A 24,857-nucleotide genomic window follows, 5' to 3' on the forward strand; every position below is an offset into this window, starting at 1 on the left:
CTGGTCCGTTTACTCCGGCCGGCCGCCCAGCCGGTCCTCGAGCCGGGAGAGGAAACCGGAGACGGGTCCCAGGTTGCAGAACCCGCTTCCGGCACCTGCGTATTCGGCGGCGGCGGGAAGCAGTTCCACGTACGCCCTGCCCATGGTGTCTTTCTCACCGAGTTGAAGAGCCGCCTCGGCGATCAGGCACCAGAGCGTCTCGCGGTGATGGGTCGGCTCCGGCTCCGGAACCCCGCGGAGGACGGCGAGCGCCGCCTGCCGCTCTCCCCTGGCCAGCAGGACCAGGGGTTCGACCCAGGGCCGGTACGGGCCCCAGGCGATCCCCTCCTCCGTGGGTGCGGGCCGCCCGTGCCGAATCCGCAGGCACAGCAGGGACAGCGCCAGGGCACCTCGCTCAACTCCGGGCATTCCGGCGCCGTGCAGGCGGCCCGCCGCGGCGCGGTAGGCTGCGGCCACCTCGGTGGGAGCCCCGCCGGTCAGGTCCATCCGCAGGGCGCGGTACCAGCTGGTGAAAACGCCGACCAGCGGTGATTCGTACTCCTCCGCCAGCCGGTCGGCCTCGGCGGCGTGGTGATCGGCGGAAGCCACGTCCCCCGGTGCGGCGCTTGCCTGCATTCGGATGAGGTGGCCCAGCAGCTCGTAGGTGGGCAGGTCGTGCTGTCCGGCGAGCTCGAGGATTTCGGAGCCGAGGCGCGCCCGCTCCGGGGCCAGCCCCGATCCGGAAAACGACTGAAGAAACGTCCCGTTCAGCGCGAAGGCCAGCAGCGCCGGGGCGTTCAGGCCGCGGGCCAGCTCCTCCGCTTCCTGGGCGGCCTCCCGTCCCCGGGTTCCGGGCAGTCCCCGGGATTCGACCGCAATCGTCGTCAGCAGCCGCGCCCGGAGCGTCCCGTGCGGTCCGGCGGGCAGCGCGGCGAGGGTTTTCTCCGTGAGGGCGAGGATGTGTGCCGCCTGGACGGGATCGTCGGACCTCGTCCACAAGGCCGGAACGTCGTAGGCGCCGATCACCCGCGCCGTCAGGTCCACATCCGCCAGCCCGTCGGCTGCAACCACCGCCGCCAGTCGCTGTCTGCGCGAGGTCTCAAGCCCGCCACCCCCGGTGATGGCAAGATGGCGCAGCAGCTCCACCGTCGAGCGGAGCCGCCCCTTGGAGCCAACGCCGGAATTCCGGCCGTAGCCGGACAGCGTCCGGGTCCACACCAGTTCCGGGGCATCCGAGGGAGCCGGGTCCAGGTCGAGCCCGGGCGACTGGTGCAGGATGTCGTGCTCGAGCGCGCGGAGCACCGAATTCGGGGACAACCCCAGCTTCTCATCTAGCAGGGCCCGCGCCCGCCGCAGCACTTCAAGGGCTTCGTGCTGGCGGCCCGACCGGTAGAGGGCCAGGGCAAGGAGGCGCCATCCCTCCTCCCGCCAGGGGTGTTCCTCCACGAAGACCTCGAGGTCGGGCACAGCGTGCACTGCCTGCCCGGCCCGGAGCTGCTCCGCCGCGCGGGCCTCCACCGCCCCGAGGCGAAGTCCCCCGAGCCGCCTGCGCTCGGCGAAGGACCACGGCTCGTCGGCGAAATCGGCGTAGGCCGGCCCCCGCCATCGGGACAGGGCTTCCTCGAGGGCGGGCAGCGGAAGGCCGGCGCCGCCGGCCGCCGGCCTCAGGGCCTCTTCAAACAGGAGGAAGTCCACCTCACAGGAATCCAGCTGCAGCGCGTACCCGGAGCCGGCCGACACGACCACCCGCGCCTTGCCCCGGGCCGGGCGCTCGGGCTCGAGAGCCCGGCGCAGCACGCCGATGTAGGTGTGCACTACTCCGGCGACGTTCGCCGGAGGGTCCTCCCAGAGGTCCTCGACGAGCGTCGCCATCGCGACGGGGCGCCCCCGCGCCGCAGCGAGCCGCGCCAGCAGCGCGCGCTGCCGCGGGCCGCCCAACGGGATCGGGGCTCCGTTCGCATCCCAGGCCGCCGTCGTCCCCAGAACGCCGATTGTCACACCCATGCCCGGACCACCTTCCACACCGCCTTCCTCAAGTGTGACTGACGCATGCACCGGCGGCGGACGCCATTGAGAAGCCGTTGAGTCGGCGGTGCGAGCCTTGGGCTGCACCCAGTTCCCGACCCAAGGACTCCTTCATGACCCCCACGATCAAAAACTTCACCTACTCAAAGGTGACGGTCGCCGCCGACGTGCAGTTGAACGTCGCCGTTGCCGGCTCGGGCAGCCCCATCGTGCTGCTTCACGGCTTTCCCCAGACCCACCTGATGTGGCGGCACGTCGCCACCGCTCTGGCCGAAGACCACACCGTGATCTGCCCGGACCTGCGGGGATACGGCGACAGCGGCAAGCCCGCCGAGACCGGCCCGGACGTATATTCCAAGCGGACGATGGGCCAGGACGTCGTCGCCCTGGCCGCCGCACTGGGCCACGAGAGGTTCGCCCTCGCCGGGCACGACCGGGGCGCCCTGGTCGGCTTCCGCACCGCAATGGACCACCCCGATACCGTCACGCACTTCGCCAGCCTCGACGTCCTGCCGACGCTGGACATGTGGAACGTGCTGCACGGACAGTCCGCCGCGGTCGGATTCCACCTCTACCTCATGGCCCAGCCCCCGGGTCTCGCCGAGGAGATGATCTCCAACAGCGCCGACGCCTTTTTCTCCTACTTCCTGGACGCCTGGACGAAGGACTCCACCGCCATCCCGGCGGACGTCCGGTCGGCCTACCTCCGGGCGAGCGCCAACGCGGTGCCCTCCATCGTGGCCGACTACCGGACCTCCGCCGGCATCGACGTCGTCCACGACCAGGCGGATCTGGACTTCGGGAACACGCTCCGGATGCCGGTGACCGTGATCCAGCAGGACTGGGGCTCCGCGCTGGGCTTCGACGCCGCCGCGCTGTGGAAGGCGTGGGCGCCCGACCTTGAGCACTTCAGCACCCAGGCAGGGCACTTCATGGCCGAGGAAACCCCGGCGGAGATTGCGCAGGCCATCCGGGACCTGCTCCTCCGCTAGGTCGGGCACGGCCACGGCCGGTGGAGAGGGGCCAGCGGGTCCTGTAATCAGTCTGTAACCCGTTGACCCGCCGGATCGGCGGACCCGATAATGGACCCGCCGCGTTTCCCCGCGGACTCACACAGAGCCCCGACGCGGCCGGTCGGTGAATCATGCACACTCCCCTGATGCCCAGTCATGACGGCGCGGCAGCCGCCGTCCTTGCCCTCAACGCGGAAACGTCGGGGGAGGTGATCGACGAAGCCCACCCGGAGTACGACGACGCCCGGCGCGTCTGGAATGCCATGATCGACCGCCGCCCCGCCGCCGTCCTCAGGGCCGCGGGCGAAGACGACATCGCCGCCGCCATCCGGTGCTCCATCGAACACGGGATCCCGCTTGCCGTCCGCGGCGGTGGGCACAGCGTGGCCGGTAACGGCACGGTGGACGGCGGGATCGTGCTCGATCTCAGCGCCCTGTCCGCGGTGGACGTCGACGCCGACCGGAGCCTGGTGCGGATCGGCGGCGGGGCGACGCTGGCGCAGGTGGACGCGGCGACCGAACCCCACGGGCTGGCGGTGCCGCTGGGAGTTGTGTCGGCGACGGGCGTAGGCGGGCTCACCCTGGGCGGGGGCATGGGATGGCTGACGCGGCCCTACGGGCTGAGCATCGACAACCTGGTGTCGGCGCGGGTCGTCACCGCGTCGGGGACGGTGGTCGAGGCCGATGAACAGCAGAATCCGGAGCTGTTCTGGGGCCTGCGGGGCGGAGGCGGCAACTTCGGCGTCGTCTCCTCGTTCACCTTCCGTGCCCACCGCCTCCCCCGGCCCCTCTACGCCGGCAACCTCGTCTACACCCCGCGGACCTGGGACACGGCCCTGGCCGCCTACGCCGCCTGGACCGAAACGCTCCCCAATGAGCTGAACAGCATCCTGACCTTCATCACCCCGCCGCCGCACTGGGAGATGGGAACCGATCCGCTGATGATCGTCGGCTTCGTCTGGGCCGGTGAGGACCAGAACGTCGGGGAAGCTCTCATTGCCGACCTGCGTGCCGCGGCCCCTCCCGAGATGGAGGAGGTGGAGCCGACCACCTGGACCGGATGGCAGGCCGCCGTCGACGAGCTCTTCCCCAAGGGCGTGCGCGCCTACTGGCGCAACTCCGCGCTGAAGCATCTCTCGCCGGAGGTCCAGGAAATCCTCCTCCGCCGGGCAGCCGAACAGACCTGGCAGGGCACAGGGTTCGACATTCACCACATGGGCGGGGCGGTGGCCCGGGTGCCGGCCGGCGCCACCGCGTTCCCCGACCGCCAGTCGCCCTACTGGCTGAACATCTACGGATTCTGGACCGACGACGGCGACGACGGGCGGAACGTAGGGTTCGTTAAGGCGCTCTCCGGGGACATCGCCCCGCACGCCGCGCCCGGCCGGTACGTCAACTTCATGGGCGCCGAGGAACCGGCCGCGGCCGACCCGGGAACCCGCTCCCCCGACGACACCGCCGTCTACCGCGGGGAGGTCTTCGACCGCCTCACCGCGCTCAAGACCGAGCTCGATCCGCGCAATGTCTTCCAGCTCAACCACAACGTCGCGCCCCGCTGACCGGCGGCGGAGCGGTTGAACGGTGGCCGGTTGACTAGGTGGCGGCCTAGCGCTGGAGGCCGTTGCCGCCGGGGAGCGCCCTCCATCTAAAGGCGGGCCCGCACGTCCCGCACGCCGTCAGGCCTGCGGTTCCGCCGTGGGAGCCGGAGCCCCAGCGAGGTGCGAGCCATGCCGCAGCAGGGTCTCAAGGGCGTCGGCGAGGTTGTCCACCTGCTCATCGCTGAGCGCGTCAGCGAACCACTTCTGCGCCGACCGCAGATGCGGCCCGAGGGCGCGCCGGTAGGCGGTGCGCCCCTCGTCCGTGAGGGCGATCAGGGAGGCCCGGCCGTCGGCGGCCTGGCTCGCGGCTTTTTCGACCAGCCCGCGCTTCTCCAGCCGGCGGAGCTGGTGGGCGAGGCGGCTTGAATCCCAGCCGATGGCGCGCGCACACTCGGACGGCCGCGCAGTGCCCTTCGCAGCCATCGACAGATGGGCCAGCACCGTGAACTCTGCCTCCGAGAGCTTCGCGTCGTTCCACAGGTCGCGGCCGACCTCGCGCCGGAGCAGCTCGGTGACCTCCTGAAGGTTTTCCCAGGTCCGGAGTTGACGCTCGGTCATGTTTGCTGACATATCAGGAAGTCTACCCGGGCCGGGATACCGCTGCCCCGCCGCTTACGCCGAGAGCATGGAGGACTTGCGAGATTGCTGACGCGTCAGCTACGGTCGTCTTATGTTGCTGACGAATCAGCAACTTCGAACCCGGCAGCCGGAACCGCCCCAGGCGGGCGGAGCAGGCGGGCACTCCCGAAAGGCTTCTCATGCCGTCCATCCTCCAACCCACCCTCCACGACCGAGCCGCCCCACCGCCGCCCGCGATCGAAAATCCCCGCCGGAGAGCAGGGGCGGTGCTCGCCCTGCTGGCGGCAGCCCAGTTCGTGGTGGTGCTCAATGCGAGCAGCGTCAACCTGGCGCTTCCCAGCCTGATTGGGGATCTCGGCGCCTCCGCATCGCTGTCCGCGTGGGTGGTTTCCGCCTACCTGCTGACCTTCGGCGCCCTGCTGCTGTTCGGCGGCCGGCTGGGTGATGTCATCGGCCGGCGCCGGATGTTCGCCATCTCGGTGGCACTCTTCGGTGCGGCGGCCCTGGCGGGCGGGCTTGCCCCGACTCTTGAGACGCTCATCGCCGCCCGTGCCGTGCAGGGCGCCGCAGCCGCCGGGCTTGCCCCAGCTGCGTTGTCGCTGCTGACGACCCTCTTCACCGATCCGGCGGCCCGACGGCGCGCCATCGGCGTGTGGGGTGCGGTCGCCAGTTCCGGTGGTGCCGCGGGCGTCCTGGTGGGCGGAGGCTTCACTGCGGCCTGGGGCTGGCGCGCGGTGCTGCTGGTGAACGTTCCCCTCATTGTGCTGATGCTGGTGGCCATTCCCCTGCTGATTCCCGCCATTCCGCGGGGAGCGGCGCAGCGCCTGGACGTCCCGGGTGCCGTGCTGTCCTTCCTCGGAATCTCCGCACTGATCGGCGGCCTGACCCTCGGCAATGAGCAGGGCTGGCTCTCCCCCATCACCCTGGGCCTGCTGGGGGGCGGCGCCGTCCTGCTCACTGCCTTCGGGCTCACCGAACGGGGAAAGCAGGCTCCGTTGATACCCGCGCACCTGCTCAGGCGCTGGCCCTCGACCGGCGGAAACATCGGCATGGTCCTCATCGCCGTGGCCCTGTACCCGACGATGCTGCTGCTCTCACTCATCCTCCAGGGATCCCTCGGCTTCTCACCGATCGGCGCCGGGCTGATGATGCTGCCCATGTCTCTGGCCACCATCGGGGCCGCCCTGTTCACCCCGCGGCTTGTCGCCGTGCGGGGCCCGCTGGCCTCCCTGTTCATCGGGCTTGCACTGCTCGGCCTGGCCACCGGGGCCCTGGCGCTGGCAAGCGCGCTCGGCGCGCCGCCGGCCGTTCTCGTCCCGGCCACCGTGGCCTTCGGTGCAGCGGTCGGCATAGCTGTCACGTCGGCGACCACCCAGGCCCTTGCGGGCGCCAGCCCCCGCGAGGCCGGCTCGGTCAGCGGCCTGATCCAGACCGCCCAGCAGCTGGGCGGCGCGGTGGGGCTCACCGTCATCGGCGCCATCGCCGCCGCAGTGACCGGATCGCTTCGCGGAAGCGGACCGGGCGCCGTCGACACCGGGTACGGTGCCGCGCTCGGGGTGGCCGCCGTCATCGTTCTCGGCGGACTGCTGGTCCTGGCCGTGCGGCAGCGTCGTTTCGCGCAGGCATCGACCGACCCGGCCCGCGCATGAGTTCCACACCGCAGCGCGGCAGGGCCGGCGGCATCACCCGCTCGTCGCTGCCCTCCTCCCTCCGGGAGAGCCTGGTCCTCCCCTCCGACCCGGGGTACGGGCCACTGCGGCACACCTACTCCTACCGGGGCTCACCGGCGGCCGTGCTGCGCCCGCGCACGACCGGAGCCGTCGTTGACGCACTGTCCTACGCGACGGCGTCGACCCTCCCCCTGAGCGTGCGCAGCGGCGGCCACGGCATCAGCAGCGCCTCCACCAACGACGGCGGAATCGTCCTCGACCTCTCGGCGATGAACACGGTCGAGGTCCTCCATCCAGGCGCGGGGCTGGTGCGCATCGGCGCCGGCGCCCGGTGGGGAGAGGTTGCGCGGGCCCTCTCCCCCTCCGGCCTGGCGGTCAGCTCGGGTGACTCCGGCGACGTCGGCGTAGGCGGGCTCGCCACAGCCGGCGGAATCGGCCTGATGGGACGCAAGCACGGGCTGACCATCGATTCGATGACAGCGGCCACCGTCCTGACCGCCGACGGCACCGTGCTGACCGCGAGCGCGGCCGAGAATCCGGACCTCTTCTGGGCGGTCCGCGGCGCGGGAGCAAATTTCGGCATTGTGACGGACTTCGAATTCACCGCAGCCAGGGTCCCCGGCGTCATCTCCACCACCGTCCAGTACGACACGTCGGACACCGCCGGGTTCCTGCAGCGGTGGGGCGACGCCGTCGAGGCGGCACCCCGGGAGATCACGGCGTTCCTCTACCTGTTCGCCGGCTCCACCGCCGGCATGGCCAGCATCGTCTACGCGGGGCTGGACGCGGACGCCGCCCGGCGGGCGCTCGCACCGTTCCTCGCGCTGGCCCCGCTCCTCGGCGGGCAGTCCCAGGCCATGCCCTACGCCGAACTGGTCACGTCCACCCACGCCCCGCACACCGGTGCGGTGCCGCTGCAGACGCGAAGCGGGCTCGCGGTGCACCTCGACGCCCCGATCGCCGTCCGGCTCGCCGGGATGCTGTCCAGCGGAACCGCCGCCACACTGCAGATCCGCGCGGTCGGCGGGAGGATCAACGACGTCGACGCCGACGCCACTGCGTATGGGCACCGGCATCAGAACTTCTCCGTTTTCGTCGGCGCCGACCCTGCCCGCCGAGGAGATCTCTGGCGGGAGTGGGAGGAGCTTCACCCCCACCTCGACGGGCTCTACCTCAGCTTCGAAATGGACAAGGATCCGCGCCGGCTCGCCGATGCCTTCCCGACCGCGACGCTGGCCCGGCTCCGCGGCCTGAAGGCCGCCTACGACCCGGCGGGGCTCTTCAACGCCAACTTCCCCCTGAGGGCATGACCCTCCAGGAGCCTACCCACCGCAAAGGACAAACGATGAACACCCTCACCCCGCCCGCCTGGGCCCACCCGCACACCGACCTCACCGGCAGGACCGCGCTCGTCGTGGGAGGCGCAGGTGGTGTCGGTGAAGGCGTTGTCCGGGCACTCCTCGATGCCGGCGCGCGAGTCGTGGCCGCGGGCCGGAGCAGTACCCGTCTCGACGAGCTTGCCTCCCGGCTGCGCTCCCCGCGGCTGCGCACCACGCTGCTTGATGCCCTGGCGGAGGACCTGGACCGGGCGGTGTCGGCCCTTTCGGCCGAACACGGCGGGTTCGACGCCGTCGTCGTGAGCGTCGCATCGTGGGGAGATCAGGGCCGCAAGCCTCTGCTTGCCCTGACCGATGCCGAATGGGACGCCCTCGTGGCAGCGAACCAGACCAGCGTGTTCCGCCTGTACCGCGCCTTGGTCCCACAGATTGCCGCGGGCGGCGTGCTGGTGCAGCTCAACGGGCTGAGCGCCGACCTCCCCTTCCCCGGTGCCGGCGGTGTCGCGCTGACCGCTGCGGCCACGAAGTCGCTCACCCGCACCCTCGCCGCCGAGCTGGACGGGCATGGACCGCGGGTCCATGAGGTGATCCTGGGCGTCGTCCGTACCCGGGCGCGGCAGCTCGCCGGCATCGACGACCCGCGCTGGATCGAGGGCACCGAGGTCGGAATCCATCTGGCCGAACTCATCGCCGGCACGAGCCCGCTGACCGGCGCGGCACTCCACTACTTCGTGGACAAGGCCGCAGGCCCCTCGGGAAGCGCGCCGGAACGTCCCTGACCGGGCGGACCATTCGGACCCGGAGAGCCCCGGGCCGGTGCCCGGAGGGTAATGTTGCGGCGATCTCGACGGGCCCTTGAGGTCCGGCCGGAATAATGTGCGTCAGTCACTGGTTCCAACAGCATGAAGGAAAACGGGGTCGGCAACATATCTCAGAATGAGTGGTCGACCACCTTGCGGGACATAGACCCAGCCCCGCAGCAACACCAGCAGCCCGTGAACGAACTCCAGACCAAAGGACCCATCATGAAAGCGCATCTCCTCAACAGCTACGGCCCCGACTCCATCGTCCTCGGCGAGGCCGATGAGCCCACCGCAGCGGCCGGGCAGGTCAAGGTTGCCGTCGAAGCGATCGGCATCAACCCGCTGGACTGGAAGTTCAGCAACGGCTACCTCGCCGAGATGTTCCCGCTGCCGCTGCCGGCGGTTCTGGGGACGGACATCGCGGGCACGGTGCTCGAGGTCGGGGACGGCGTCGAGGGATTCACCGTCGGCGACCGGGTGGTCGGCTTTGCCGACAGTGGAGCGTTCGCGGAGAAGGCCGTCACCGGCGCCGCCCGGCTCGCGGTGATCCCGGACGGCCTGACGGCGGAGCAGGCGGTCACCCTGGCCACCTCCGGTGAAACCTCCCAGCGTGGCCTGTCCCTGCTGGCGCCGTCGCCGGCGTCCACCGTCGTCGTCAACGGTGCGGCCGGCGCCGTAGGAAGCGCCGTCGTGCAGATCCTCGTCGCCGACGGCCACAAGGTCATCGGCACCGCCAGCCCCGACAACCACGACTACCTCCGCTCCCTCGGCGCAACACCGGTGACCTACGGCGAGACCATGGCCGACGAGATCACGGCCGCCGCACCTCAAGGAGTCGACGCCGCGTTCGATACCGCAGGCCGGGAATTCATCGCCCGCGTCGCCGGGCTCGTGCCGGCATCGCGGATCGTCACCATCGTCGACTTCGCCGCCGGGGCCCAGGGCGCGATCGTCGCAGCAGGCGATCCCACGGCACTCACCGCCGAAACCCTTCCCCCGGTGCTGGACCTCGCCGCCCGGGGCGGCTTCCAGACCGAAATCGCCCGGAAGTTCCCCTTCGAGCAGGTCTCCCAGGCCCTCGCGCTCAGCCAGGGCGGACACCTCCGCGGCAAGATCGTCGTCTCCGGAGCCAACCAGGCCTGATCCCCCCACCTCTCCTCCACCCAAGACTTTCAAAGGAAAACCATGACCACCGCCCCCACCGCCCCCGCCCGCCCGCCGTACGACCCTGAGCTGGCCGAGCTGCTCGACAACAGCCCGCTGCCCTCAACGGTCACCGCCGACATGATCGATTTCCTCCGGGCCAATCCGTTCGGCCCCACCCTCGAGGACCTCCTTGCGGCCCGCCCCATCTCGCACCGCGAGTACACGATCGCCCGCCCGGGCAGCGAGATCATCGCCTCGGTCTTCACCCCCGCCGACAAGGACGCCTCGGCTCCGGCGATCTACTTCCTGCACGGCGGCGGAATGATCATCGGCAACCGCTTCACCGGCATCGGGCATGTGCTCGACTGGGCCGTTGAGCACCGGGCCGTCGTCGTTTCGCTCGAATACCGGCTCGCCCCTGAGAGCCCCGCACCGGGCCCGGTGGAGGACGCCTACGCGGGACTGCTCTGGTTGGTGGCCAACGCCGGCGAACTCGGAATCGACAGCGAGCGCGTGATGATCGCCGGAACCTCCGCCGGCGCCGGCCTTTCGGCCGGTGTGACGCTGCTCGCCCGCGACCGCAAGGGCCCGAACCTGATCGCCCAGATGCTGCTGAGCCCCATGCTCGACGACCGGGACGCCACCGCGTCGAGCCACCAGTACACGCAGACCGGCTCGTGGAGCCGCGAAAGCAACTCCACGGGCTGGAACGCCCTGCTCGGGGACCGCCGCGGGACCGACGCCGTCGACATCTACAGTGCACCGGCCCGGGCGACCGACCTGACGGGCCTGCCGCCGGCGTTCATCGATGTCGGATCGGCCGAGGTCTTCCGCGATGAGGATGTCGACTACGCGTCCCGTCTGTGGGCGGCCGGAGTGCAGGCGGAACTGCACGTCTGGGCCGGCGGCTTCCACATCTTCGACGGTGCGGCGCCGGAAGCGCTGCTGTCCGTCACCGCCGTGGCCGCACGGGACTCGTGGATGGGCCGCACCCTCGGGCGGCTCCCTGCGGCCGACGCCGCCTAAGAACTCCTTACCCTTCGCCGGCGGGCGGCCGATGGAACCTGCGACTGGCATCTGAGCCGGCATCGACCGGTGGAGGATAGGGCCGATCAGCACTGCGGGCGCCGGTTCTTGAACCGGCGCCCGCAGTGGTTATTGCGAACAGGGCCAACGTGGGCGGGCAGTCAGGTGCGCGGCATCTTGGGATCGGTGAAGGGGCGGAGTTCATCTTCGATGGCTTCCATGATTTGTTCGACCGTCTCTCCCCGGGCCGACGCGGTCCGCTTCACAAATTCGATCGTGCTGTGGGCCAGGGATGTGACCAACAGGGGAACATCGGCCCCGGCCAGAACAGTGGCGATTAGGCTTCTTAGTTCACGTTCCGAGGTCAGACCCTCGTCGTAGTAACGGTAGGCGCTCAGCACCTCGCACACCCGTTGGGCGTTGGCGATGATGTCCGTGGGTGCTATCTGCTCATCGGCCATGGCGCCAGCGCCTTGGGTGGAGTGGTCGAAGCGTGGCCGCAGGGCCGGACGTGCTCCAGAGCGCCGTAGGTAAGCCGGCTGGGCGTCTGTTGGCCAGCGCGCCCGCGGGCCCAGCATGACGGACTGGACGGCGTATGCGGGGGTGCCCGGCTTTTGGTTCCGGTGGCATATGGGCTCCCTGAAAAGCTTTCTAATAGGGAGACCACGGTCCAGGATAACGATTCAAGAGTGCGAGGATTTGGACACGGTGTCAACCCCCGCCGTGACCCCTCCCTTTCGGCTCTTGTCGACTTTGATCCGAAGGCCGAAACTGGGCTACGGGGGCCGCTCCGTCCCGCCGGCAGACGACGCGGCGGCTGTACCAAGCAGTGGTCCAGTTCCAACCATTGAGTACAGGGAGGTACCCGTGTCGAAGTTCGCAAAAAAGCGGTCAATCACCGATCGGGAACCGGTGCCAGCGGCCGAGATTGCCGAGGCGGTCACCGCCGGCAACTTCGTCTACGATGACGGAGCCACCCAGACGTTCGAGGAGGGCGGCACGACAATCTACGTCGAGCACGGGCGGCCGACCCGGGGTGAATGGTACGTCGATGGCAGCGGACGGTTCTGCTCCTTTTGGCCGCCGAGCTACCGCGCATGCTACGAGCTTCGGTACCTCGTCGAGGACGGGGAAGTCGTCGGCCTCGAATTCATCGAACTCAACCGTGGATCAACGTTCACCGGACGCTACTCGTAGCCAGGCCCGTCTGACCCGCACGGGCGACGGTGGCCGACCCTTCCATCCGATGCTGAGGCCACCGGCATTCGAAGTTGAGCATTCGTCCGGGGCTTGATGGGGGAAGAGGCCTCGGCGTAGAGTCCTCGACGACATGGGAGCGAGGAGCGGATCATGGGGCAACTGATCGTTCAGGACTTTGTCAGCGCCGACGGTTTCGCGGCCGATGCCAACAACGAGTTCACCTTCTATGAATTCCTTGACGGGGGCACTGCTGAATTCGACCGCAGCCAGCTGAAGTGGTTGGAGACAATCGACACGATGGTCCTCGGGGCAAACACCTACCGCATGTTCGTTGAGTACTGGCCGACACCGGCGTCCAAAGACGAGATCATCGCGCCAACATTAAACTCGCTGCACCGCGTCGTTTTCTCCCGCCACCTGACACACGCCCCGTGGGGAGACATGGCGGAGGCGGCTATCGAATCAGGTGACCCTATCGAAGCGATCAGGCGGATCAAGGCCGAGGCCGCCGGGGACATCGTTGTCTGGGGAAGCCTTACCCTGGCACAGACGTTTCTGGCCGCGGGCGTCGTGGACTCGGTGAGGCTCGTGCTGATGCCGATCGCCATAGGCGCGGGCCAGGGCGTCTTTCCGCCCGGGCAGGACCCGAGGATTCTGACCCTTCAGAGCGCAACAGCGTACGACCAGGGTCTGGTCGAGCTGGTGTATAGAATCCGGACAAGGAACGAATAGCGCCCTTCACCGGCGGACGGCCGAGGAATCCTTCGACTGGCATAAGAGCCGGCATCGACCGGTGAAGGATCGGGCCGATCATCACTGCGGGCGCTGGTCCTCGGACCGGCGTCCGCAGTGATGTCCGCAGTCATCCGGCAGAGCGGTTATCAGGCCATATCCCCCGTGACGAGTCGGGCGGCCACCGGCAGGCCATGTGCTCCTGACCGAGCGTAGGCGTCGAGCTCGGCGACGTCCTGACCGAGCGTCGTCATGGCTTCGGTGAAGATGTCCATGTCGATGACCTGCAGCGTCCTCAGGTGCTCGGCGTTATCGCGTCAAGGACGACGACCCCGGCCCGTGCGGCACGGTCAGCGAGAGAGGAAGCGTAGCCCGGCAGACCTGTCCCGTGGTTGATGAGGATTGTCCCGGGTTTCAGGCTGGCCAAAAGCCCACCGGTGGTGAGGACGTCCTCGATGTCGGAGTCCTCGCGCAGGCACAGTCCCACGATGTCGCTGACCATGCCGAGGTCCGAGAGAGTTGCTTGTCGGACGTAAGGCAGCCCCTCAAGGGCGGCCAGGGACGTCTCCCGGCGCACCCAGATGTTCAGTTCAAAACCCGCTTGAATGATGGCGCGGGCCATTGGTGCGCCCTGGTCGCCGAGCCCGACCCATCCGACGCGGAGGGCGCCGTCATTCGGAGTTGAGCCGGAAGTAGCAGTGGTCATGATTGTCTCCTTCGTTGTCAGGGGATCAGGCAGAGCGCCGGGCGAGAAGCTCCAGGGAGAGGTCCCAGAGCCGGTCGGCGTTCGCGGCGTCGAGGGCATAGGGCGCAACGCCGGTGTAGTCGGGGCCGCGGTGTTCGGCGACGGGTGCTTCGTTGACGTCCTCAAAGTAACGTCCGCCGATGCCCTCGAGGTCCGGTGAGGTCGCCACGTACAGGGTCGTGGCAGCGCCCTGCTGGGGCGTCTTCTGGCGTTCGACCGGCGTGCGCAGGCCGCCCGTGTGGCGCTGCAGGTTTGTGGCGATAGCACCTGGCATGACGGCGTTTGAGGTGATGCCGTCCTTCGCCCACCGACCGGTCACCGCCACAGCGAACAGGGCAGCGGCGGTCTTGGACTGGCCGTACGCGAGGAACGCGTCGTAGGGAATGAAGTTGAAGTGCGGGTCGTCGAAGAGGACCGGGGCGAACAGGTGTCCGCTGGAGCTCAGCGACACGATGCGGGCGTTACCCGCCGCAGCCAGTGCCGGGTGGAGGGCCTGGGCGAGGGCGAAGTGACCGAGGTGGTTGGTGGCGAACTGCATCTCCCACCCCTCGGCGGTGCGCTCCAGCTCGGGCAGGGCCATGATGCCCGCATTGTTGACCAGCACGTGCAGGGGCCCGGTCCATGCGTCGGCGAATTCCGTAATCGAGGTGAGGTCGGCGAGGTCGAGCCGGCCGAGGAAAATTTTCTGATTTCCCGTCGAGGCGCGCAGTTCCTCGGCGACCGGGGCAGCAGCCTCCAGGTTCCGCACGGCGAGGGTCACCTCCGCACCGATCCTGGCGAACGCGCGGGCGGTTTCGATGCCGATGCCGGAGGCGCCGCCGGTGATGACGATGCGCTTGCCGGTGAAGTCGATGCCTTCGGTGACATCCGAGGTGGTCGAGGAGAAACCAAACGGGGTGGTGATGCGGGTCATGACGGAGAACTTCTTTCGTCGAAGAGAGGATGCTTCATCGTGCGGAGGGGTCCGCTGTCACGCCGGCCCCAGCCAAAATGCCGCTGGGCGGAGTAGGGGCCCGGATAGAAGTGTGCTCTTACGCGAAAGCGGTAGGTAGCACCCTGTCTTTCATAGGAATGGCAGGGCTACCTTCGGCGGTTGAACCCAGTCAGGGCAGCGGTCGAGTCCTACCGGCCGGAGTCCGCTACTGCGGGCGGGCGAGCCGTTCCAGCGCTGCGGCCGAGGGGCTGCCGGGCGCGGCATGGTGGATGACGAGCAGGTGGCCGTCGGTTCCGGTGACGGCGAACTTCTCGTGGAACAGCTCCAGATCGCCGACCACGGGGTGGTGGAGGGTCCGGCGCCCGGCGACTTTCGGGCGTACGTCGTGCCGGTTCCAGAGCTGCAGGAAATACGCGCTGCGTTCGGAGAGATCAGTGACCAGTCGCACGAGGCGGGGATCGTTGGTTCGTTCGCCGACAGATGCGCGCAGCCCTGCCACGGATTCGCGCATCACCTGGTCGTAGTCCTCATAGAGGTCGCGTTCGGCGGGGTCGAGGAACGCCTCCCGGAGGACATTTGTGCCGGGAGCATTACGGGGCGAGAGGGCGATCGCGAGCGGGTTGGCGGCCAGCACGGTCATGAACCGGTCCTGCACGAAGGCCGGCACGCTGCCGATTGTGCCCAGAAGAAGCCTCAGACCGGGCGCAACGGTATCCGAAGCCGCCGCGTCCTTTGCCCGACCGGGGGCGGCAGGTCCGGAGCGGGGCTGGGCCAGCTGGTGGAGGTGCAGGGTGGAGGGCGGGTCGAGCATCAGCGCCCGCGCCAGTGCATCGAGGATCTGCGGGGACGGCTGGTGGTCCCTGCCCTGCTCGAGGCGCACGTAGTAGTCGACGCTGATTCCTGCCAGCTGCGCGACTTCCTCTCGCCGCAGCCCGGTGACACGACGCCGCCCGTAGGTATGGAGGTTGACGTCCTGGGGACGTACGAGCTTCCTCCTCGCCTTAAGGTAGTCGCTGAAGGCCGGGTTCTTCTGCACGAACCTAATCTAGACCTGCGTCCAGACTCACCGCTCCGCTCCAGGCCGCCGCTGCCCACGATGCGACTGCCTTCTATCGGGGTCAGCCACGAGATGGTGATGATCCTCCTCGGCGTGGCCGGGGAGGGAAGCCGGGCGCGGCTGTTTCGGGGAGGTCTGCGCCGGCTCTTTTGCAGTGACTGGCCGTGGTCTAGGCTTAAGTTGCGCCTTGCGAGGCGGCTCAGGAATGGCTTTGCTGGGAGGTCCGGACCGACCGAGTGAAAATTGCATCAGATGCACCTGAGATGAACGGCTCCGGGTCACGGACGCCGGGTCCGCTCGAATTCAGCTGCATCCGCTCTGGGCAAAAGCGGACGGATCCGCCGGACATCCAGCCGCAGCGCTGATCGCGCGCCCCCTCCCCATCACCGCTCCGGCGTATGTGGAAGTAGAAAATCATCATGAAAAAGTCTCTCAGCTGGAGGCTGTTAATCCTTGTTGCCGGGACGCTGCTTGGCCTGCTTGCGGGCCTCGGGCTGTCAGCTCCCGCGGTTGCTGCCCCCGTTCAGACTGTGGCCACTACGGATCACTATGACGACAAGGACGACGACAGCGATCTCAGATTGAAGGTCGACCGCGACGGCAGACTGAAGGTCATTGGCGAGGATTACGAGGCCAAAAAAGTTTATGTGAAGATCGTCCAAACCAACCATAAGGACCGGGAACGGGTAATCGACGAGCGTGAGGTATGGACCCGCCACGGCGATTTCAAGTTCGACAGCAAGAAGGCGAAGTGCGGCAATGAATACCGGGCTTACAGTTACAGCAAGAAAGACGGCCGGGACAAGAGCGACAAGCTCCGGATCGACTGCCGTAAGGACGGCCGCCATTAGCAGTAGTTCACACCACGGTCAGGCCTTCTAAACGGCTTGCCGGGCATCCCTGAAGCAGGCAACGGACGGGGTGCATCAGCTCACCACCTCACCACCTTGGACCCGGTGGAGGGTCATCGAACCCTCCCCCGGGTCCACGCCATTGCCAGGGTAGGTTCGTGCGGAATGGCGTGCTGAGGTGGCCGATCACTTCCGGCGCCAACGCCGTAAATCCCCGGGTTCAGCGGAACATCGGTGCGCTCGAGATCGTTGTACAAGGTAATGATGCCTTTTCAGGAAACCGACCTGACCTCCATCTCTCCCACGCGGTTGTGGGTCCCTAAACACGTGATGATCACGCGGGCCGCAGCCGATCTACCGCATACAGCCGAGATCATCAGACGTTGCGGGCGGGCTGGCGTCGACGACATCCGCTTCCTGTCCGGAAATGCGCTAACGGGTCTCCGCGGCGCCAGCGACCGCGAGACCTACGCGTCCGCGAAGAACACGCTTGCCGTGGTCGTGGCCCCGCCCAGCGCCCTCAAACCTCAGCCGATCCCGCCGAGCGCTGACTGGCGCATCGACCTCGCCAGGGGCTGCCCGGCCCACTGCCAGTACTGCTACCTTGCCGGATCCCTTCAGGGGCCGCCTGTGACCCGCGTTCATGCCAATCTCGACGATGTGCTGGAGGGAATACGCACTCACGCTGGCCGGGGTTCCGTCACCCGCGGGACGCTCAAGCGCGGTGACGAGGGGACGACGTTCGAGATGTCCTGCTACACCGACCCTCTCGCCATCGAAAACGTGACCGGTTCGCTCGCTGCCGCGATCTCCCGCGTCGGGGCGGGCGAGTTCGGGTCCGACGTGCAGTTGCGGTTCACGACGAAGTTCGACGACGTCGGGGAATTGGTGACGCTCGATCATGGGCGTCGTACGCGGATCCGGTTCTCGGTCAACGCCGCAGAGGTGGCGAACCGCTTCGAAGGCGGAACCGCGCGCATGCCCGCGCGGCTCGCCGCTCTCCGTGCCGTGGCGACGGCCGGCTACCGCGTGGGACTGACGATTGCCCCGGTCATGCCCGTACCTGGCTGGCGGGAGCAGTATGGCGCACTGCTGGACGATATTTCCGAGGCCCTCGCCGGCATCCCCGACCTCGATCTCACGGCCGAGATCATCACGCACCGCTTCACGCCCGCGAGCAAGGAGGTGCTGCTGGGCTGGTATCCACGAACCAAGCTTGAAATGGACGAGGATTCGCGGAGCCAGAAGCGTTCAAAATTCGGCGGAGTGAAGTACGTGTACCCGAGGCAGACGATGGCGGAAATGCGCGGCTGGTTCACAGAGGAGTTGGAGCGGCGCCTACCGGCTGCTCGACCTCTCTACTGGACCTGATTTGCCAGCGGGATGACCAGCGGCCATGGCCGTGACGGGGCCGCCGTGACTTGCTAGCGTGTGGCGCATGCCCATCAAACTCGAGAACGTCGGCATCGCGGTCAGCGACCTCGAAGCAGCTATCGCCTTCTTCGCCGACCTCGGGCTCACCGTCCTCGGCCGCGACACGGTCAGTGGAGAGTGGGCCGACACCGCCGTCGGCCTCGATGGCAACCACGCCAAGATCGCCATGCTACAGACGCCCGACGGCAACGGCCGCCTCGAACTTTTCGAGTACCTCCACCCCGACGCGATCGAGACGGAGCCCACCCTGCCCAACGAGATCGGTATGCACCGCGTCGCCTTCTCCGTCGACGACATCGACGCGGCCCTCGACATCGCCGCAAGGCACGGATTCCACCCGCTGCGCGGCGTGGCCACCTACGGGGATGTCTACAAGCTCACCTACGTCCGCGGCCCCAGCGGCATCCTGGTGATGCTCGCGCAGGAACTGAACAAGAACTGAACAGGACCTGACCCGTCATTACCTCGGTGATGAGGAAAGGGTCGAGGTGGCGCGTGCCGCTCCGGCCGCAGCCGAGCCGCCCAGGTCTCCTGCGGGCAGTTGCTCTTGGGTGGTCAGTGCCGTCGTCCAGGCATCGGTCGAGCCGACGGCGGCCCAGTTGGAGTTCAGCAGTGCGAGCAGGGTCGTGTGCACGGTCTCGGCGTCGGCGAAACCGGCATCGTTGGCGAGGTTGATCGCCCCGGTGGCATCGGAAAGGACCTCGGTGGTGAAGCCGAGGGCTTCGGCCTCGACGGCCGAGCCGAGGATGCAGTTGTTGGTCATGTAGCCCACGAGGGTGACGGTGTCGACGCCGTTCTCGTGCAGCCATGCGGTGAGGTCGGTGTCGGCGTACACGGAGCCGTACTGCTTCACGACGCTCTTCCACGTGTCGGTGCGCCGGTTCTGGATCTCCGGGTGGAGCTCGAATTCCGGCGTGCCCGGGGCAAAGACGGGAGCTCCCTCGCCGGCGGTGTGCTGAACGACGGCGATGGGGATGCCTGCCGCGGTGGCCGCGTCAATCGCTGCAGTGATACGCGGCAGTGACTCCTCATGCGGCGGATACTGGATCTCGAGCAGACCGCTGAAGTACTGCTGCTGGACATCGACGAGGACGAGGGCGCGGCGGGGTGTGCTCATGGGGATGCTCCTGGGTAGGGAAGGTCGGTGACCGTCCGGTGGCTTTGATTCCATGCTTCACCGTGCAGAGGCGGCACAACAGTGGCACACATGCCTGGGTACGATGGAATCAGGCCAAACGGGAGACTTCATGCGGATTGCGGTTTACGCCTTCGACGGGGTGACGATGTTCCATCTCGCCGTCCCGCAGATGGTCTTCGATGAGGTGGCCCGGCAGGGACTTGGCGACTGGACGACCACCCTCTTCTCCGACCGCCCCGGCGCGGTCCGGACAGCCGAGGGCTATCAGCTGGCCGGAATCGAGGGACCGGACGCTGCGGCGGGGGCGGATGTTGTGGTGGTGCCCTCGTGGTTCGACGACGGCCGCGTTCCAAGCGACGCTCTGCGGGCCGTACTGCAGGATGCACACCGGCAGGACGTCGCAATCCTGGGCCTGTGCCTTGGGGCGATCGCCGTGGCGGACGCGGGCCTGCTCGCGGGCCGACGGGCCGTCACGCACTGGCAGGCCTTCACCGCCCTGATCGAGCGGCATCCGGACATCCTCCTCGACCGCTCCGTGCTGTATATCGACCACGGTGACGTGATGACTTCGGCGGGAACGGCATCGGGCCTTGACGCGTGCCTTCACCTTGTGCGGACCCGCCTGGGAGCGGACGCGGCGAACAGGGTGGCGCGCAGCCTCGTGGTCGCGCCCCACCGCGAGGGCGGACAGGCACAGTACATCGAGCATCCGGTTCCCCAGCGTTCCGCGGACGATCCGATTGCGCGTTTGATGGAGTGGGCGCTGGGAAATCTCCGCGAGCCGCTCACCATTGATCAGCTTTCGCAGCGGGCCCACATGAGCCGGCGCACTTTCGTCCGTGCTTTCCGGGCAGCCACCGGGACAACACCCGCCGCCTGGGTGCGGTCCCGCCGGCTCGATGCCGCCCGCCGCCTCCTGGAAACCACCGATCTGTCGATTGATCAGATCGCCGCGGACTGCGGGTTCGGCAACGCGGTCACACTCCGCCAGAACTTCGCGGCCGCGTTCTCGACCACTCCGACCGACTATCGACGCCGCTTCGACACCCGCCCCTCCACCCCGACCCTGCCCTAACGCCCACGGAGACCACCAGGGCCTCCTACCCACTGGGGTGTGCCGCGGAGGGCAGAGGTGAAGCTGCTTAGTGGTCCTTCCGGACTAGACCTCATGGTGGATCCGCCGGAAGGGCGGCTCTCGCTACACTACGCAGGGACGATCCGGAGGGTGCTGCTGTCGACATGCCGAACATTGTGAACCGTTTCCTGCCTGCAACGGGCTCCGTGGAGGGGCAGTGGGAGCGGCCGGGTCCCACCCCCGACCAGCAGCGCGCAGACGTCATCGGCGTCCTCATCTTCTTCCTCGTGAGCGCAGTCGCCCTTGAACTGAGCCGCGGCGCGGGAGCGATGGCCGATGAACGCAGCCCGATCTGGCTGCAGCACGCGGTTCTTGCCCTGATGATCCTTCCGCTGGTGCTGCGGCGCCGGTTCCCGGTCGCCGTGATGCTCGCAATGTCAGCCCTCTTTATCGCCCTGGGGCTGTGGATTCCCGCTCTTTCGCTTCAGCTCTCCTTCCAGATGGCATATTTCGCGTCGCTCTACTCGGCGGTGGCCTGGGCGAAGGACCGCCGGGTGCTGTGGCTTGGGACCACCGTGGTGGTGGTCGCAATGGCACTGTGGCTGATTCTGGCGTTGACCGTGTCATCGACGTTCGACGGGCTGATCGAGAGCATCGAGGAAGGTGACGAGACGTCGAAGGGGATCCTTGATCCACTCACGTCAATAGCGCTCTACAACTCGATCGTGAATATCGCATACTTCGGGGGTGCCATCCTTGTCGGTCTGTCCTCCCGGCGGAACGCCCTGCAGCGGGCGCAGCTGGCGGAACAGGCCGGGAGGATCACCCGCCAGTCCGCGGAACTGGCCCGGCGGGCGGTCATCGAGGAACGCCTGCGGATTGCGCGGGAACTGCACGACGTCGTCGCGCACCACGTGTCGGTCATCGGAGTCCAGGCCGGAGCTGCCCGCCGCGTTCTGAACCGGAAGCCCGAGGCCGCCGCCGAAGCCCTCCGCACGATCGAGCAGGTCAGCCGCCAGGCGGTGACGGATATGCGGGGCCTGTTGGGAGTACTCCGCTCGGGAACCTTCGACGAAGACCCCAAAGAAAATGAAGGACGCCATCCCGAGCCGGGCCTTGCAGACCTTGACGCTTTGGCCCAAAGCCAGCGTGCCTTCGGCTTGGAGGTTGATTTCGCCCGGATCGAGGATGTTTCGGGCGCGCTTGAGGAGGTATCGGCGCCGCTCGCCCTGTCCGTGTACCGAACCGCCCAGGAATCCCTGACCAACATCCGGCGCCACTCGACCGCGTCCGCCGCCGTGCTCACCCTGCGCACCGGGAGATCGGGCGAGCAGCGCTGGGTGGAACTTGAGACGGTCGACAACGGCAGGCCGCTCCGGCACGCGGAGCCCGGCTCCGGGTACGGGCTGCAGGGAGTCCGCGAACGCGTGGCACTGCACCGCGGCACCGCGGAAATAGGACCCAGGTCCGACGGCGGGTGGCGGGTCCGCGCCCGTTTCCTGCTTCACTGAATTAGCAGAGCGCAGCCACCCTGGCGCTGACCTCCAACCCACCGGGAAAGGCCGCAATGGACCCCATTCGAGTACTGCTTGCAGACGATCAGCGACTGGTCCGCGCAGGTTTCGCCACAATGCTTTCCGTTGAGGACGATATTGAGGTGGTGGGCCAGGTAACCAACGGGCAGGAGGCGGTGGACTTCGCGGCTTCCCGGAACGTCGACGTCGTCCTCATGGATGTGCAGATGCCGGTGATGGACGGCATCCGGGCGACCGAGCTGATCACGGCGGAGGGGCGGGGAAAGGTCATCATCCTCACCACCTTCGAACGCGACGATTACCTTTTCGATGCCATCCGGGGCGGCGCGAGCGGCTTCCTCCTGAAAAACGCCGATCCCGAGGATCTCGTCGCAGCGGTGAGGGCCGTCGCAGGCGGGTACGCACTGCTCGCACCCGAGGTCACGGTGCGGGTGATTCGACAGTTCGCCAGCCAGCTCGGCGGCGGAAACGCTCCACCGGCGCATCGGCAGCCCAGCCCGGAACAGCAGCAGAAACAGGCCCTGCTCGCTCCCCTGACCCAGCGCGAGAAAGAAGTCCTGACGTGCATGGCGGCGGGCCTGAGCAACGCGGAGCTGGCCACGAAGCTGTCCCTTGCGGAAGCGACAGTGAAATCCCATGTCTCCTCCCTGCTGGCAAAGATCCAGGTGCGCGACCGCGTGCAGGCAGTGGTCTTCGCCTACGAGAGCGGGCTCATCCGTCCGGGGGAATGAAAGTTCCACCTTTCGGCTCATCCCTCACGGGGCCGGTCTCTATAGATTGAGTGCAGGACGCGATCCCACGGCCCCATCGGAGGAACCCATGCTGCAGGTGCAGAACCTGACCCGACGCTTCGGCGAGCACACCGCCGTCGACGACGTCACCTTCTCAGTCCCGTCAGGGAAAATGACCGGGTTCGTCGGCGCGAACGGCGCAGGAAAGACAACGACCATGCGGATGATCATGGGAGTGCTCACGGCGCATGCCGGGGAGGTGCTGCTCGACGGCCGCCCCGTCACCGCCGACGACCGGGCGACGTTTGGGTACATGCCCGAGGAACGCGGCCTCTACCCCAAGCAGCCCATCATCGATCAGCTCATCTACCTCGGACAGCTGCACCGGATGAGCCAGGGGGATGCACGATCCCGCGCCCAGGAACTGCTCGAACGATTCCAGCTCGGTGACCGCCGAAAGGACAAGCTGGAGTCGCTGTCACTGGGCAACCAGCAGCGGGTTCAGATCGCAGCCTCACTCCTGCACCGGCCGTCCGTGTTGATCCTTGATGAGCCATTCTCCGGACTCGATCCCGTCGCCGTTGACTCCATGGTCGAACTTCTCCGCGAGCACACGGCCCAGGGGGTGCCGGTCCTCTTCTCCAGCCACCAGCTCGACCTCGTGGACCGCCTGTGCGACAACCTCGTGATCCTCCAGAAGGGCCGGCTGGTGACCTCCGGCAGCGGTGATGAACTCCGTGCCGCCGCCCCACGCCGGCACCGGCTCACGGTGTCGCCCGACGCCGGGTGGGTGCGGGAAGAGGCAGGAGTGACCGTCATCGACGTCGCAGGCCAGGACGCCGTGGTGGAACTGGACAACGACGACGACGCGCAGCGGCTCCTCACCGCCGCCATGGCACGCGGACACGTGCACGAATTCAGCCGGATCCGGCCAAGTCTCAGCGAAATCTACCGGGGGGTATCCCAATGAGCACCATCACGAAACTCCAGCACAGCGGGCACCAGCCCGAAGGTGCTGCGCCCTCCGTCCCGGGCGGCACCCAGCCAGCATGGCTGATCGTCACTCTGCGCGAGGTGATGGTGAAGACGAAGGACCGCGGTTTCGCGATCTCCACCGTGGTGACCCTGGTGCTGATCGTCGCTGGCGTGGTGTTCAACGCCTACATGGACAACCGCGGGGAAGACTTCGCCGTCGCCGTCACGTCGGACGCCGGCCGGTCCGTGGTGGCGCTCGCCGACGAGGAAGGCAGGGCCGACGACGGCAACACCGCGTTCGAGGCGGTGGTTGTCGGGTCGGACGACGCCGCCCTGGACCAGGTACGCAGCGGGGACGTCGACGCCGCACTCCTGCAGAACGAAGACAATCTTTGGACGCTGACCGGCAAGGAGGAGGTCTCCCCAGGGTTGAGCGGCGGGCTCGGAGCCGCACTGGAGAGCTTCGTCCTGCGCACCAACGCCGCTGCCACCGGAATGTCCCCCCAGGAACTGCTCGCCGGGTCGGAGCTCGAACAATCGCTGCTTGAGGGCAGCACCGAGAACCAGGCCGTCGCCTCCGTAGCGGGGTTCGCTTTCGGCTTCCTGTTCTACATGGCGGCAATCATCTTCGGCCTGCAGATCGCGAATTCGGTCGTTGAGGAAAAGCAGAATCGGGTGGTCGAAATCCTCGCCACCGCCATTCCCATCCGGCAGCTGCTGTACGGGAAGGTTCTGGGTAACACCATTCTCGCCATGGTTCAGCTGGCGATGTACGGCGGCGCCGCGCTTCTCGCCCTCAACCTCACAGGCACGTCCGACCTCGTGGGCGGCATCATCCCGGCCTCCGGCTGGTTCCTCGTGTTCTTCCTCTTCGGATTCCTGATCCTCGCGGCGATGTGGGCGGTGCTTGGATCGCTGGCCAGCCGGCCGGAGGACCTGAACAACAGCTCCGCGCCGGTGCTGGCGCTGATCCTGGCGGCGCTGGGCGCCGGCCTGTTCGCCACCGGACAGCTCCTGGTCGTTGCCTCCTATGTGCCCGTGGTGTCATCCGTCGCCATGCCCATCCGCATGCTCAAGACCGAGGTGGCCGTGTGGGAGCCGATCCTGTCACTGGTGATCGCGCTGGCGGCCGCGGCGGCGCTTATCCACCTCGGCGAGAAGATCTACCGCCGAGCGGTGATGCAGCCCGGCTCCCTGTCCCTGCGGAAGGCCATGAAGCTGGAGCAGTAGGGGCGTGTCCCTCGTCCTACTTCGTTTCGATGAGCTGAATGAGG

Annotated in this window: 25 protein-coding genes; 17 read left to right on the plus strand and 8 right to left on the minus strand. The window is 67.8% G+C overall.

The genetic code is table 11. The features are described 5' to 3' along the window. Window positions 1-9 precede the first annotated feature (9 nt). Window positions 10-1,983, minus strand: coding sequence for an AfsR/SARP family transcriptional regulator (locus GVV86_RS16560; protein WP_159803431.1), 1,974 nt, complete (start codon window positions 1,981-1,983; stop codon window positions 10-12). 134 nt (window positions 1,984-2,117) lie between these two features. Here GVV86_RS16560 and GVV86_RS16565 point away from each other — a divergent pair, with 134 nt between their 5' ends. Beyond that, window positions 2,118-2,996, plus strand: coding sequence for an alpha/beta fold hydrolase (locus GVV86_RS16565; RefSeq protein WP_159803432.1), 879 nt, complete (start codon window positions 2,118-2,120; stop codon window positions 2,994-2,996). Between the two features lie 167 nt (window positions 2,997-3,163). Next, window positions 3,164-4,576, plus strand: a complete 1,413-nt coding sequence (locus GVV86_RS16570; RefSeq protein ID WP_159803433.1) for an FAD-binding oxidoreductase — start codon at window positions 3,164-3,166, stop codon at window positions 4,574-4,576. Between the two features lie 117 nt (window positions 4,577-4,693). Here the strand turns inward: GVV86_RS16570 and GVV86_RS16575 are convergent, their stop codons facing one another. After that, window positions 4,694-5,185 (minus strand): MarR family winged helix-turn-helix transcriptional regulator, encoded by a 492-nt coding sequence (locus GVV86_RS16575; protein ID WP_159620048.1) that lies wholly within the window; start codon window positions 5,183-5,185, stop codon window positions 4,694-4,696. A gap of 188 nt (window positions 5,186-5,373) precedes the next feature. Here GVV86_RS16575 and GVV86_RS16580 point away from each other — a divergent pair, with 188 nt between their 5' ends. The 5 genes from GVV86_RS16580 (at window position 5,374) to GVV86_RS16600 (ending at window position 11,176) form a co-directional block, all read left to right on the plus strand. Further along, window positions 5,374-6,843, plus strand: coding sequence for an MFS transporter (locus GVV86_RS16580; RefSeq protein WP_159620046.1), 1,470 nt, complete (start codon window positions 5,374-5,376; stop codon window positions 6,841-6,843). Then, the gene (locus GVV86_RS16585) at window positions 6,840-8,174 is read left to right on the plus strand and encodes an FAD-binding oxidoreductase (RefSeq protein WP_159803434.1); all 1,335 of its coding nucleotides are present in this window, start codon (window positions 6,840-6,842) and stop codon (window positions 8,172-8,174) included. The genes GVV86_RS16580 and GVV86_RS16585 overlap by 4 nt, the downstream gene beginning before the upstream one ends. Before the next feature lie 35 nt (window positions 8,175-8,209). Then, window positions 8,210-8,980 (plus strand): SDR family oxidoreductase, encoded by a 771-nt coding sequence (locus GVV86_RS16590; protein WP_159803435.1) that lies wholly within the window; start codon window positions 8,210-8,212, stop codon window positions 8,978-8,980. Window positions 8,981-9,226: 246 nt separating this feature from the next. Further along, the gene (locus GVV86_RS16595) at window positions 9,227-10,147 is read left to right on the plus strand and encodes an NADP-dependent oxidoreductase (protein WP_159620040.1); all 921 of its coding nucleotides are present in this window, start codon (window positions 9,227-9,229) and stop codon (window positions 10,145-10,147) included. Window positions 10,148-10,189: 42 nt separating this feature from the next. After that, on the plus strand, window positions 10,190-11,176 hold the full coding sequence (locus GVV86_RS16600; protein WP_159803436.1) for an alpha/beta hydrolase: 987 nt from the start codon (window positions 10,190-10,192) through the stop codon (window positions 11,174-11,176). Between the two features lie 161 nt (window positions 11,177-11,337). Here GVV86_RS16600 and GVV86_RS16605 read toward each other — a convergent pair whose 3' ends face one another. Continuing rightward, window positions 11,338-11,637 carry a hypothetical protein gene (locus GVV86_RS16605; RefSeq protein WP_159620036.1) on the minus strand — a complete coding sequence of 100 codons (300 nt, stop codon included), beginning with the start codon at window positions 11,635-11,637 and terminating at the stop codon, window positions 11,338-11,340. Window positions 11,638-12,043: 406 nt separating this feature from the next. On the opposite strand from GVV86_RS16605, the gene GVV86_RS16610 reads away from it, so the two are divergent. Both GVV86_RS16610 and GVV86_RS16615 read left to right on the plus strand, forming a co-directional pair. Next, the gene (locus tag GVV86_RS16610) at window positions 12,044-12,373 is read left to right on the plus strand and encodes a hypothetical protein (RefSeq protein ID WP_159620034.1); all 330 of its coding nucleotides are present in this window, start codon (window positions 12,044-12,046) and stop codon (window positions 12,371-12,373) included. A 153-nt stretch (window positions 12,374-12,526) separates the two neighbouring features. Continuing rightward, complete coding sequence (locus tag GVV86_RS16615) at window positions 12,527-13,108, plus strand: dihydrofolate reductase family protein (RefSeq protein WP_159803437.1); 582 nt, start codon at window positions 12,527-12,529, stop codon at window positions 13,106-13,108. Between the two features lie 149 nt (window positions 13,109-13,257). Here the strand turns inward: GVV86_RS16615 and GVV86_RS18885 are convergent, their stop codons facing one another. The 4 genes from GVV86_RS18885 to GVV86_RS16630 all read right to left on the minus strand — a co-directional run bounded on the left by GVV86_RS18885 (window position 13,258) and on the right by GVV86_RS16630 (window position 15,823). Then, window positions 13,258-13,383 carry a hypothetical protein gene (locus tag GVV86_RS18885; protein ID WP_281406969.1) on the minus strand — a complete coding sequence of 42 codons (126 nt, stop codon included), beginning with the start codon at window positions 13,381-13,383 and terminating at the stop codon, window positions 13,258-13,260. 20 nt (window positions 13,384-13,403) lie between these two features. Further along, window positions 13,404-13,814 carry an NAD(P)-binding domain-containing protein gene (locus GVV86_RS16620; RefSeq protein WP_159803438.1) on the minus strand — a complete coding sequence of 137 codons (411 nt, stop codon included), beginning with the start codon at window positions 13,812-13,814 and terminating at the stop codon, window positions 13,404-13,406. A 25-nt stretch (window positions 13,815-13,839) separates the two neighbouring features. Next, complete coding sequence (locus GVV86_RS16625) at window positions 13,840-14,766, minus strand: SDR family NAD(P)-dependent oxidoreductase (protein WP_159803439.1); 927 nt, start codon at window positions 14,764-14,766, stop codon at window positions 13,840-13,842. A gap of 226 nt (window positions 14,767-14,992) precedes the next feature. Then, entirely contained in the window at window positions 14,993-15,823 is an 831-nt protein-coding gene (locus GVV86_RS16630; RefSeq protein WP_159620026.1) for a helix-turn-helix transcriptional regulator, read from the minus strand. Between the two features lie 440 nt (window positions 15,824-16,263). On the opposite strand from GVV86_RS16630, the gene GVV86_RS16635 reads away from it, so the two are divergent. The 3 genes from GVV86_RS16635 (at window position 16,264) to GVV86_RS16645 (ending at window position 18,571) form a co-directional block, all read left to right on the plus strand. Next, window positions 16,264-16,695, plus strand: coding sequence for a hypothetical protein (locus GVV86_RS16635; RefSeq protein WP_159620024.1), 432 nt, complete (start codon window positions 16,264-16,266; stop codon window positions 16,693-16,695). A 261-nt stretch (window positions 16,696-16,956) separates the two neighbouring features. Then, window positions 16,957-18,066 (plus strand): spore photoproduct lyase family protein, encoded by a 1,110-nt coding sequence (locus tag GVV86_RS16640; RefSeq protein WP_201291492.1) that lies wholly within the window; start codon window positions 16,957-16,959, stop codon window positions 18,064-18,066. 67 nt (window positions 18,067-18,133) lie between these two features. Then, window positions 18,134-18,571 carry a VOC family protein gene (locus GVV86_RS16645; protein ID WP_159803440.1) on the plus strand — a complete coding sequence of 146 codons (438 nt, stop codon included), beginning with the start codon at window positions 18,134-18,136 and terminating at the stop codon, window positions 18,569-18,571. 18 nt (window positions 18,572-18,589) lie between these two features. Here GVV86_RS16645 and GVV86_RS16650 read toward each other — a convergent pair whose 3' ends face one another. Next, window positions 18,590-19,246 (minus strand): isochorismatase family protein, encoded by a 657-nt coding sequence (locus GVV86_RS16650; protein ID WP_159803441.1) that lies wholly within the window; start codon window positions 19,244-19,246, stop codon window positions 18,590-18,592. A gap of 130 nt (window positions 19,247-19,376) precedes the next feature. Between GVV86_RS16650 and GVV86_RS16655 the strand changes: the two genes are divergently transcribed. The 5 genes from GVV86_RS16655 to GVV86_RS16675 all read left to right on the plus strand — a co-directional run bounded on the left by GVV86_RS16655 (window position 19,377) and on the right by GVV86_RS16675 (window position 24,813). Further along, a complete protein-coding gene (locus tag GVV86_RS16655; protein WP_159803442.1) occupies window positions 19,377-20,342 on the plus strand; it encodes a GlxA family transcriptional regulator in 966 nt (321 codons plus the stop codon). A 164-nt stretch (window positions 20,343-20,506) separates the two neighbouring features. Then, window positions 20,507-21,853: a sensor histidine kinase gene (locus GVV86_RS16660; RefSeq protein WP_159803443.1), complete on the plus strand. Its 1,347-nt coding sequence runs from the start codon at window positions 20,507-20,509 to the stop codon at window positions 21,851-21,853. A gap of 56 nt (window positions 21,854-21,909) precedes the next feature. Next, window positions 21,910-22,608, plus strand: a complete 699-nt coding sequence (locus tag GVV86_RS16665; RefSeq protein ID WP_159620010.1) for a response regulator transcription factor — start codon at window positions 21,910-21,912, stop codon at window positions 22,606-22,608. Between the two features lie 88 nt (window positions 22,609-22,696). Further along, entirely contained in the window at window positions 22,697-23,578 is an 882-nt protein-coding gene (locus tag GVV86_RS16670; protein WP_159620008.1) for an ABC transporter ATP-binding protein, read from the plus strand. Beyond that, the gene (locus GVV86_RS16675; RefSeq protein WP_159620006.1) at window positions 23,575-24,813 is read left to right on the plus strand and encodes an ABC transporter permease; all 1,239 of its coding nucleotides are present in this window, start codon (window positions 23,575-23,577) and stop codon (window positions 24,811-24,813) included. The genes GVV86_RS16670 and GVV86_RS16675 overlap by 4 nt, the downstream gene beginning before the upstream one ends. Window positions 24,814-24,857: the final 44 nt, after the last annotated feature.

Origin of the sequence: Arthrobacter zhaoguopingii (assembly GCF_009828595.1) — a bacterium.
Classification (GTDB): Bacteria; Actinomycetota; Actinomycetes; order Actinomycetales; family Micrococcaceae; genus Arthrobacter_D; species Arthrobacter_D zhaoguopingii.